At 56.9% G+C, this 9,572-nt stretch carries 7 protein-coding genes, 1 tRNA gene and 1 pseudogene; 4 read left to right on the top strand and 5 right to left on the bottom strand.

Features of this window, described 5'->3' with window-relative positions; translation table 11 throughout:
- Positions 1-1,093: 1,093 nt before the first annotated feature.
- The 4 genes and pseudogenes from Q5H93_RS24265 to Q5H93_RS20910 form a co-directional block, all read right to left on the bottom strand.
- Positions 1,094-1,231: pseudogene (locus tag Q5H93_RS24265) on the bottom strand (DUF2750 domain-containing protein); the annotation flags it as partial.
- 125 nt (positions 1,232-1,356) lie between these two features.
- Positions 1,357-2,628, bottom strand: a complete 1,272-nt coding sequence (locus tag Q5H93_RS20920; protein ID WP_305008654.1) for an adenylosuccinate synthase — start codon at positions 2,626-2,628, stop codon at positions 1,357-1,359.
- 172 nt (positions 2,629-2,800) lie between these two features.
- Positions 2,801-3,151, bottom strand: a complete 351-nt coding sequence (locus Q5H93_RS20915; protein WP_305008653.1) for an STAS domain-containing protein — start codon at positions 3,149-3,151, stop codon at positions 2,801-2,803.
- Between the two features lie 104 nt (positions 3,152-3,255).
- Positions 3,256-3,828, bottom strand: a complete 573-nt coding sequence (locus tag Q5H93_RS20910; protein WP_305008652.1) for a Fur family transcriptional regulator — start codon at positions 3,826-3,828, stop codon at positions 3,256-3,258.
- A gap of 184 nt (positions 3,829-4,012) precedes the next feature.
- Between Q5H93_RS20910 and Q5H93_RS20905 the strand changes: the two genes are divergently transcribed.
- Entirely contained in the window at positions 4,013-4,486 is a 474-nt protein-coding gene (locus Q5H93_RS20905; RefSeq protein WP_305008651.1) for a hypothetical protein, read from the top strand.
- A 230-nt stretch (positions 4,487-4,716) separates the two neighbouring features.
- Here Q5H93_RS20905 and Q5H93_RS20900 read toward each other — a convergent pair whose 3' ends face one another.
- On the bottom strand, positions 4,717-6,918 hold the full coding sequence (locus Q5H93_RS20900; protein ID WP_305008650.1) for a RelA/SpoT family protein: 2,202 nt from the start codon (positions 6,916-6,918) through the stop codon (positions 4,717-4,719).
- 296 nt (positions 6,919-7,214) lie between these two features.
- Here Q5H93_RS20900 and Q5H93_RS20895 point away from each other — a divergent pair.
- From Q5H93_RS20895 to Q5H93_RS20885, 3 genes are all read left to right on the top strand, one after another.
- A tRNA-Leu gene (locus Q5H93_RS20895) sits at positions 7,215-7,296 on the top strand.
- A 105-nt stretch (positions 7,297-7,401) separates the two neighbouring features.
- Complete coding sequence (gene tig, locus Q5H93_RS20890; protein ID WP_305008649.1) at positions 7,402-8,721, top strand: trigger factor; 1,320 nt, start codon at positions 7,402-7,404, stop codon at positions 8,719-8,721.
- 138 nt (positions 8,722-8,859) lie between these two features.
- Complete coding sequence (locus tag Q5H93_RS20885; protein ID WP_305008648.1) at positions 8,860-9,564, top strand: ATP-dependent Clp protease proteolytic subunit; 705 nt, start codon at positions 8,860-8,862, stop codon at positions 9,562-9,564.
- The last annotated feature ends 8 nt before the right edge of the window (positions 9,565-9,572 follow it).

The following is a 9,572-nucleotide window of genomic DNA, read 5'->3' as shown; positions in this document are numbered from 1 at the left end:
TTCATCCTGAGCCAGGATCAAACTCTCCATTGTAAAATTTTCTACACCCTAGCGTACTAGGGCTGATGTCGAGTGCTGACCTTGCTCACAAATTGACGTTAATCGTTTAATTCGTTTCGCTTAGTTATTTAACTTGCTGTTTTTCCGAAGAAAGCGAGCAAGTGAAACACTTACTATTTTGTTTGTTTCCGTCATTCAAAGAACGTGTGCGACTTCCAATCGAAGTAGCAATGTGGGCTGCGATTCAACCCTTTCTCGTTGCGATTGCAGCGCCCTGTTTTATTTGGGAGTGCAAAGGTAAGAGGTTTATTTTACTTTCCAAACTTAAGGCGAAAAATTTTCAGTGTTTTTCGTTTCAGCTTTTCAAGCGATTCGCTTCCTATTGAAGCGGGGTGCAAAGGTAGTAAACTTTTTCGACTTTCAAAACTCGGAGTGAAAATTTTTGAAGATTTTCGTCGTTGTTCTTAAAGTCTGTCGCTACCTATTGTAGCAAGTTTACTAGGGCAACAAACTGAAAAAGTGTTTGTTGTTTTGCTCTTTCGAACACCCTTGTTTTATTTGGGAGTGCAAAGGTAGCGGTATTTTTTGACTTTCCAAGTTTCAGGCGAAAAATTTTTTAGAATTTTTCGTGTCGCTTTTCAAGTCTGGCCGCCTCCTGTTGAAGCGGGGTGCAAAGGTACGGGGACTTTTTTGACTTTCGCAACAGCGGCGGAAAATAAATTTTCGTGGGCTGCTGGGGTGGCACGGGTAGCTAGACAGACTGGCTAACCGGGAAGTTCCCTCCTACTTGCGTTTTTCCTGAAACGTGGGTTTCGGGTGTTTCCCGTGGGCCGGTTGCCGTTTGGGACTGCAAAGATAGGAGGACTTTTTGAGCGGGCAAGGGCTGGTTTACGAAATTTCTTTGCGGCGGGTTGTAAGTATCTGAGGGTGGAGAGGAAATTTTTACATCTTTTCTCTCCACCCTGTTTTTTCAGTACTGCTCCAGCTCTTCTTCCAAATCCCTTCTTAATTCATCAAGGCTGACAATGAAACCGGTTTTGCCATTGACTGAGAACACATTGACGAGGAAACTGTCTTGCTCTAGTAATAACAGCTACTCGAGAGGGAGGCTTTTCACCTGGCAATCCTGCCACTCCCCTATCACATTACTTTCAGCATAGCTAGCGGCGGGCCATATTGATACTAGGGTTTTGCCGTCTGCATCAGCTGTTGCCCAAGTACCGTCTCTGTATACAAGGGTGTATGCTTACTCGAAGTCGGCGACCTTCTTTGTAGTGTATTGGTAGCGGTCGAACGGTGGCAAGGCGGATACCTTTTCCATTTCGACCTTATTGGGCTTGAAATCCATTTTCGGAATCAGCTGATTTGAATGGTGCTTACCCGGTCGGGACCCACGCTGACGATGCGGACGGGGACTTGCAGCTCCTTTTCCAGGAAAGCCAGGTAGTCTTGCAAGGGGGCGGGAAAGGCGGTAGCTTCGGTGATATCTGTTAGGTTAGTGGCCCAGCCGGGGAGGGTGAGGTACTCGGGGGTGACGAGGTGGAGCTGGCCGGGGTCGGGCAGGTGGGGGGTGGTTTCGCCGCTGGGGAGGCGGTAGTGGGTGCAGGCTTGGATTTCATGGAAGTCGTCGAGGACGTCGGCCTTCATGAGGTGGAGCTCGGTGACGCCGTTGAGCATGATGGCGTAGCGGAGGGCGGGCAGGTCTATCCAGCCGGTGCGGCGGGGACGGCCGGTGGTGGAGCCGAACTCGCGGCCGGCCTGGCGGATTTGCTCGCCGACTTCGTCATTCAGCTCCGTGGGGAAGGGGCCGCTGCCGACGCGCGTGCAATAGGCTTTGGTGATGCCGTAGACCTTGTCGATGTGCTGGGGGGCGATGCCGAGGCCGGTGCAGGCGCCGGCGGCGATGGTGCTGCTGGAGGTGACGTAGGGGTAGGTGCCGAAGTCGATGTCGAGCATGGCCCCCTGGGCGCCTTCGGCAAGGACGCGCTTGCCCTGGCGGAGGAGGTCGTTGAGCAGAAACTCGGTATCGGTGAGCTGGAGGGTGCGCAGGAAGGCGACGGCGGCGAAGAAATCGGCTTCGAGGGCTTCGATTTCCAACTCCTTATTATAATGGGCCGCGATGGCGGCGTGCTGGGCGACGGCTTTCTGGTAGTGCTCTTCGAAATCGGGGAGCAGGATGTGGCCCACGCGCAGGCCGGTGCGGCCGATTTTGTCCTGGTAGGTGGGGCCGATGCCTTTGAGGGTGCTACCGATTTTGGAGGTGCCGCGGGAGTCTTCGTTGAGGCGGTCGAGGGCGCGGTGGCTGGGGAGGATGAGTTGGGCCTTCTTGGAGATGTAGAGGTTCTGGGCCCAGTCTACTCCCCTATCGGTGAGTTTTTGGAGCTCCTGGCGAAAGACGACGGGGTCGAGGACGACGCCGTTGCCGACGACGTTGAGGATATGGGGGTGGAAAATACCGCTCGGGACCTGGTGCAGGACGTGCTTCTGGCCGTTGAAGTGGAGGGTGTGGCCGGCGTTGGGGCCACCCTGGAAGCGGGCGACTACGTCGTAGGTGGGGGCGAGGACATCGACGATTTTTCCTTTTCCTTCGTCGCCCCATTGGAGGCCGATTAGTACGTCTACGGGCATGTTCTGATGGTTGGCCTCACCCCCCGGCCCCCTCTCCGGGGGAGAGGGGGAGCCTGACGAAGATGGGTTTCTATTTGGTATTAAGTTGAAATGGTTGTGCTATTGGGTCGTGCTGCCGTGATAAGATGCTTCGCTTTGCTCAGCATGACAGACGGACAAAAAAATAGCCGCCCTATTGGGCGGCTGGGGTGAGTTGCTGGCGGGCGGCTTCTTCGGTCGGAGCGACGGCGAAGATGTTATTGAGCTTCGTGAGGGCCAGCATTTTTTTGGGGTGGTCGGCGGGGTTGATGAGGACCATCTCGCCGCCGCGGCTGCGGAACTTAGTGAGTAGCGAAACGAGAATGCCGATGCCGGTGGAGTTGATGTAGCGGATTTCGGAGAGGTCGACGGCGCAGTTGGTGATGGACTCGCCGAGGTGGTCGTTCACCGACTGGAGGAGCAGCTGGGTGTCGGGGCTGCCGATGAGGTCGCCGGCGAGGTGGACGAAGAGGATGTTGTCCTGAACAGTGCTGGTGGTGGTCATTGGCGAAATCGTCCTGACGGTGAAACCCCACCCCCAGCCCCTCCCCGATGGGGAGGGGAGCCGGACGGAATTTTGCAGGCTTCTTTATGGAAGTTAGAAGTAGCTTATTTAGAATGCGCTTCGCCGCTGGCGGCTTTGGCGCGGCAGTCGCCGCAGATGCCGTAGAGGTTCAAAGAGTGGTGCAAGATATGGAAGTTTAGCAAGTCGCCCACCATGGTCTGGATGCCGTGGATGCGGGGGTCGCAGAACTCCACGACTTTATGGCATTCGGTGCAGATGACGTGGTCGTGCTGGCGGTAGCCGTAGCTCTTTTCGTACTGGGCGAGGTTACGGCCAAACTGGTGCTTGCTGACGAGGCCCTGCTCAACCAGGAGGTCGAGGGTGTTGTAAACGGTTGCGCGGCTGACCTGCAGGCCGCGCTCCTTCATGCCGGCGTAGAGCTCCTCCACATCGAAGTGGCCGCCGCGGGTGTAGATTTCTTCGAGGATGGCGTAGCGCTCGGCGGTTTTGCGGAGGCCTTTGTTTTCGAGGTGGGCGGTGAAGAGCTTCTTGACTTCGTCGAGCTTCTCGGTGTTGAGCGGGGCCTGGGCGGCGGCGCTGGGGGTGTGGCGGGCGGCGTGGCCGTCGTCGGACGAGCCGCCGGCGTGGTTGATGGTGGGGAGGATGGACTTGGACACGACGTAAAATTACAACGGCGGGAGTTAGGCGGGGTGAGGTGGTAACGCCGCCCTCCCGGGATACGTGCCCCTCCCCTGCCCGGACAGTTTGCATTATCCGAATTTTCTTTTGCCTTGCAGCGCTAATGCTTCTGTTTATCAGGAATAGTAGCGCCTTTTTCTCACCATTTTACCCTTCTCACTCATGCCTAAAGGCAACAACTATCCGGCCGTCGTAGAAGCGGCCAAAGCAACTGCCGCCGCCGACGCGTTTAAGAAGGCGGCGGAAGCCCTCAATTTCATTCCCAACCTGGGCCCCGACGTGAAAACGTCGGCCACCATAACGCCCGAGCGCCTGCCCCTGGCCGACCTGGCGGTGCAGGCCGCCACCGAAGCGCCCGACGTGATGCGCAAGGGCTTTAAGCTGGACGTGCTACAGGCCAAGCTGGTGGTCTATCGGGTGCTGGCCGATTTGCTGAGCAAGCTCGAACCCATCATGAAGCGCCTGCAGAATGCCCTGAACGTGCTGGGCTCGGATATCCGGTTCATCGTGGATAACATCCACGAGGATATTGAGAAAGATAATGGCGAAACGCAGGATTTGGGGGAGCTGCGCACCAAGATTAACGCGTACTACAAGCGTCCCGGGGGCGGGGGCGGCAGCAAGCCCAAGCCGTAATTGTCTTTTTAGGGCTTGACTATCACCCAAACGGCCTTCGCTAAGCTTATTTGGAGCTTAGCGAAGGCCGTTTGGGTGATAGCCAGGCCCTGTACAGGCTTAGCGAAGCCGGTTAAGGTCTTCGCTAAGCCTGTTTGGGTGATAAGGAAGCTTACTAAAGGCTTAGCGAAGACCTTTTCGGTCTTTGCTAAGCCTTTAAAGACATAAATTTCCTTCTAAAAGCCAATTCCCTACTTCGTATCGAACCGCTCGACCTGCAGCACGCCCTGCACCTTGCTCAGGCGTTGCGTGAGCTTGTCGAGGTGGTCGGTATCGTTGACGAATACCAGAATCTGCCCGTCGAAAAAGCCGTCGTTGGCGTCGATGGTAATGGAGCGCATGTTGACTTTAAGCGCGTTGGAGATGATGCGCGTGATGTCGTTGACGATGCCCACGCGGTCGGAGCCCCGCAGGCGGATGCCGGCCAGGAAGGACAGCTCCGACTGGGCCGTCCACTTGGCGCGGATGATGCGGTTGCCGTAGTTCGACATCAAATCGACGGCGCGGGGGCAGCTGGTGCGGTGGATGATGATGCCCTGGTCGGTTTCGAAGCCGAACACGTCGTCGCCGGGGATGGGGTTGCAGCAGCGGGCCACGCTGTAGTTGAACTTGTCGGTGTGCTCGCCCACCACCAGCATGTCGGGGCGCACACCGCGGATTTTCTGCACTTCCTCGTCGAAGGTTTTGGGCTCGAGCATGGCGGGCAGCTTCACGTCGGCGGTGAAGAGCGAGTCGCGGATGTCGCGGCCATCGAGCTGGCCCATGGCCAGGCGGTAGTAGAATTCCTGGGCCGTGGCCACGTTGAAGTAAGCCAGCAGACGGTTGAAATTCTCCTGCGTGAAGGGCACGCCGATGAGCTCCATGCGCTTGGTGAGGATGAAGCGGCCGTCTTCGGCCTTGGCGCGGCGGTCGTCGCGGATGAAATCGCGGATTTTGGCCCGGGCCTTGGGCGTGATGACATAATTGAACCACTCGGCCGTGGGCCGCTGCTTGTGCGAAGTCAGGATTTCGACCTGGTCGCCGTTGCGCAGCTGGTAGCTGAAGGGCTCCAGCTTCTGGTTCACCTTGGCCCCAAGGCAGTGCAGGCCGATTTCGGAGTGGATTTCGAAGGCAAAGTCCAGCGCCGTAGCCTTGTCGGGCAGAATCACCAGCTTGCCCTTCGGCGTAAAGGCGTACACCTCCTTCACGAAGAGGTTCTGCCGGAACTCCTCCATGAACTCGATGGCGCTGGAATTGTTGGTTTCCAGCATTTCGCGCACGCGGTTCACCCAGTCTTCGAGCGAGCTTTCGGGCTGAATGCTGCCGGTATCCTTGTATTTCCAGTGGGCGGCGTAGCCCTTCTCGGCAATGTCGTCCATGCGCCGCGAGCGGATTTGCACCTCCACCCACTGGCCGGTGCGGCTCATGACGGTGGTGTGCAGGCTCTCGTAGCCGTTGGCTTTGGGCGTGCTCACCCAGTCGCGCAGGCGGTCGGGGTTGGGCTGGTAGAAGTCGGTCACGATGGAGTACACCTGCCAGCAGGCAGCCTTTTCCTGCTCCGGCGGCACGTCCAGAATCACCCGGATGGCAAACAAGTCATACACCTCATCGAAGGTGATGTTCTGCTTTTTAATCTTTTTGAGCACCGAGTAAATGCTCTTCGGCCGCCCTTTTATTTCGAAATCGAAGCCCTGCGCCTTCAATTCCTCCTCAATCGGGTGGGTGAACTCCTTGATAAAGCGGTTGCGGGCCCCCTGGCTCTGCTTGATGCGCGAACGGATGTCGTTATAAACCTCGGTATCAGTAAACTTGAGGTACAAATCCTCCAGCTCACTCTTGATGGCGTAGAGGCCCAGCCGGTGGGCCAGCGGTGCGTAGAGGTACAGCGTTTCGGAGGCAATTTTTAGCTGCTTGTGGCGCGGCATCGAGTCGAGCGTCCGCATGTTGTGCAGGCGGTCGGCGATTTTGATGAGAATCACGCGCACATCCTCGCTCAGCGTGAGCAGCATCTTGCGGAAGTTCTCAGCCTGCTCGGACGTACCGTAGTCGAAGACGCCCGAGATTTTAGTGAGGCCGTCGATGATGCGCATCACCTTGGTGCCGAAGTCGCGCTCGATATCGGACAGCTCGGTCGGCGTGTCCTCCACCACGTCGTGCAGCAGCGCCGCCACGATGCTGGTGGTACCCAGCCCGATTTCCTCCACCGCAATCTGGGCCACGGCCAGCGGGTGCAGAATGTAGGGCTCGCCCGATTTACGGCGCATCTCCTTGTGCGCCTCCAGGCTTTGGTTGAAGGCCTTCTTAATCAGCTTGGGGTCGCCATCCTTAAGGTAAGGCTTGGCGGTGCGGAGCAGGCGGCGGTAGTGACGCAGGATTTCCTGGCGTTCCGCTTCGAGGTCAATTACGGGAGGCATAGTGCGGCAATTAACGAAGGACGCGGGGAAAAAGTGGTTTTTAGTTGTTGAGCGCGCGAAAAAAGAACGTCATCCTGAGGTAGCGAAAGGACCTCGCCCGCGCTGGTAGCAGCAGTAATTCTCTTCAAATAGACGATTAGAATTTACCACCACAGCGAAGCGGGCGAGGTCCTTTCGCTGCGCTCAGGATGACGTTCTTTTTTGTGCATTTGCTCGTTCTTTCCACCAATCTTTGATTTTGCCCCGCAAGTCCTTACCTTTGCGGGCCCGTAGCAAACGGCCCCCGGGAATGTCACGCGGATGTGGCGAAATTGGTAGACGTGCCAGACTTAGGATCTGGTGCCGCAAGGCGTGTGGGTTCGAGTCCCTCCATCCGCACTTTTAGTGTTTGCTATGAGCCCTCAGCTTTGCGGTTGGGGGTTTCTTTTTACCACCTTAACCCGTTGAGCACCAGCAAAAGGCTTGGGCTCATTTTTCCCACGAATGAACATTACGCTCGACCGCAACGAGGCGCAGCACACCGGCCTGCTGACCGTGCACCTGACCGAAGCCGACTACGGCCCCGCCGTAGAAAGCCAGCTGAAAGACTACGCCAAGCGCGCCCAGATTAAGGGTTTCCGCCCCGGCAAAGTGCCGTTTGGCATGGTGAAGAAAATGTACGGCAAAGGCATTCTGGCCGACGAGCTCAACAAAGTGCTCGGCAAAGCCGTGGACGGCTACATCAAGGAAAACAACATGAAGCTGCTCGGCGAGCCCCTGCCGGTAGCTAACAACGTGGACATTGAAAACGAGAAGGAGTTCGACTTCCAGTTTGAGCTGGGTTTGCTGTCGGACTTTGAGCTGCCGGCCGATGTGAACGTGGACCTGCACAAGGTGAGCCTCGACGACGACACCGTGGCCCAGACCAACGAGCAGATTAGCCGTCAGTTTGGCGAAACCACCAACCCCGAGACTTCCGAGGCTGGCGACTACCTGCTGGGCAAGCTGAAAAAAGCGGATGAGGAAGGCGAAGGCCGTCCCGTACTGCTGCCCATCAACAAAGTGAAGGAAGGTCAGGACAAATTCGTGGGCGTGAAAGCCGACGACGTGGTGACCTTCGACCTGAGCAAGGCTTTTGGCGACGCCAAGGCAATTGCCGGCTTCACCGGCCTGAGCAAAAAGGAAGCGGAAGAAGTGAGCGGCGACTACACCTTCACGGTGGAGAAAATCAACCGCACGGCTGCTCCTGAAATGAACCAGGAGCTGTTCGACAAAGTATTTGGCCCCGAGGCTGTTTCGAGCCAGGAGGAGTTCGATGCTAAAATCCGGGAAGTTATCCAGGACAACTACAACCGCGAAGCCGAAGGCTCGCTGAACAACCGCCTCGTGGAGACGCTGGTGAACAGCGTGAACGTGGCTATTCCGCAGGAATTCTTCAAGAAGTGGCTGGTGCGTGCCAACGAGGGCAAACTGACGCCCGAAATGGTGGAAGAGCACTACGAAGACTACGAGAAGGAGCTCAAGTGGAGCCTCATCCGTAACAAAGTGGTGGAGGATGCCGGCCTGAAAGTGAGCTACGACGAAGTGCTCGACCGCGCCATGGGCAAATTCGCCAGCCAGTTCGGCATGGCCAACATGCCCGAGGAGCTGCGCGAGTCGATGCGCAAATTTGCCGACGAGCAGCTGCGCCGCGAGGATGGCAAGCAGTACGTGCAGGAGTATGAAGCCATTCTGGCAGAGAAAGTGCTCGAAAATCTGCGCGGCAAAGTTGTTGTTAATGACAAGCCGGTAACGGCCGAAGAATTCCGCGACCTGCACAGCTAAGCCTGCGCCGGTTTGAATTAAAAAGCCCTTACTTTCGCGAGTAAGGGCTTTTTTTGTTGTCACAACATTTCGGGTTCTTTCGCGTCTTGTTATCCAAACAACCCGCGCCAGCTGCCGCCGGCGCTACAATTCACCTCCATGCTGAATAAAGAAGAATTTCGCAAGTTTGCCGTGAAGGGCCAGGGCCTGAACGGTTTGGGCGTTGACCAATACATCAACCACGTTGAAGGCCAGCTGCGCTCGGGCATGATGATACCCAGCAACATGACCCGCTCGGTAATCGAGGAGCGGCCCCAGAATTTCCGGGAAATCGACGTGTTCTCGCGCCTGATTATGGACCGCATCGTGTTTCTGGGCACGGCCGTGGACGACTACATCGCCAACATCCTGACGGCGCAGATGCTCTTCCTGGAGTCGGCCGACTCGAAGAAGGACATCCTGCTGTATATCAACTCGCCCGGTGGCTCGGTGTACGCCGGCCTGGGTATTTACGACACCATGCAGTACGTGAACCCCGACGTGGCCACCATCTGCACCGGCCTGGCCGCCTCGATGGGCGCCGTGCTGCTGGCGGGTGGTGCGCCGAATAAGCGTTCGGCCCTTCCCCACTCCCGCGTGATGATTCACCAGCCCTCGGGCGGCGCGCAAGGCCAATCGACGGACATTGAAATCACGGCCCGCGAAATTCTGAAGCTCAAGAAGGAGCTGTATGACATTTTGGCGAAGCACACCGGCAAAACCTACCAGGAAATCTACGACAACTCGGAGCGCGACTACTGGATGCGCGCCGATGAGGCCAAGGAGTACGGCCTGATTGATGAGGTGCTGGAGAAGAAGAAATAAATCACTGA

It is taken from the genome of Hymenobacter aranciens (assembly GCF_030580865.1).
GTDB classification, from domain to species: Bacteria; Bacteroidota; Bacteroidia; order Cytophagales; family Hymenobacteraceae; genus Hymenobacter; species Hymenobacter aranciens.
This window is presented reverse-complemented; position numbering and strand designations above follow the sequence as displayed.

Excerpts from the sequence above, each read along its gene's own strand:
- Q5H93_RS20915 (WP_305008653.1), bottom strand. The coding sequence starts at position 3,151 with ATGACCACCACCAGCACTGTTCAGGACAACATCCTCTTCGTCCACCTC.
- tig (WP_305008649.1), top strand. The coding sequence starts at position 7,402 with ATGAACATTACGCTCGACCGCAACGAGGCGCAGCACACCGGCCTGCTG.
- Q5H93_RS20900 (WP_305008650.1), bottom strand. The coding sequence starts at position 6,918 with ATGCCTCCCGTAATTGACCTCGAAGCGGAACGCCAGGAAATCCTGCGT.
- Q5H93_RS20920 (WP_305008654.1), bottom strand. The coding sequence starts at position 2,628 with ATGCCCGTAGACGTACTAATCGGCCTCCAATGGGGCGACGAAGGAAAA.
- Q5H93_RS20905 (WP_305008651.1), top strand. The coding sequence starts at position 4,013 with ATGCCTAAAGGCAACAACTATCCGGCCGTCGTAGAAGCGGCCAAAGCA.
- Q5H93_RS20885 (WP_305008648.1), top strand. The coding sequence starts at position 8,860 with ATGCTGAATAAAGAAGAATTTCGCAAGTTTGCCGTGAAGGGCCAGGGC.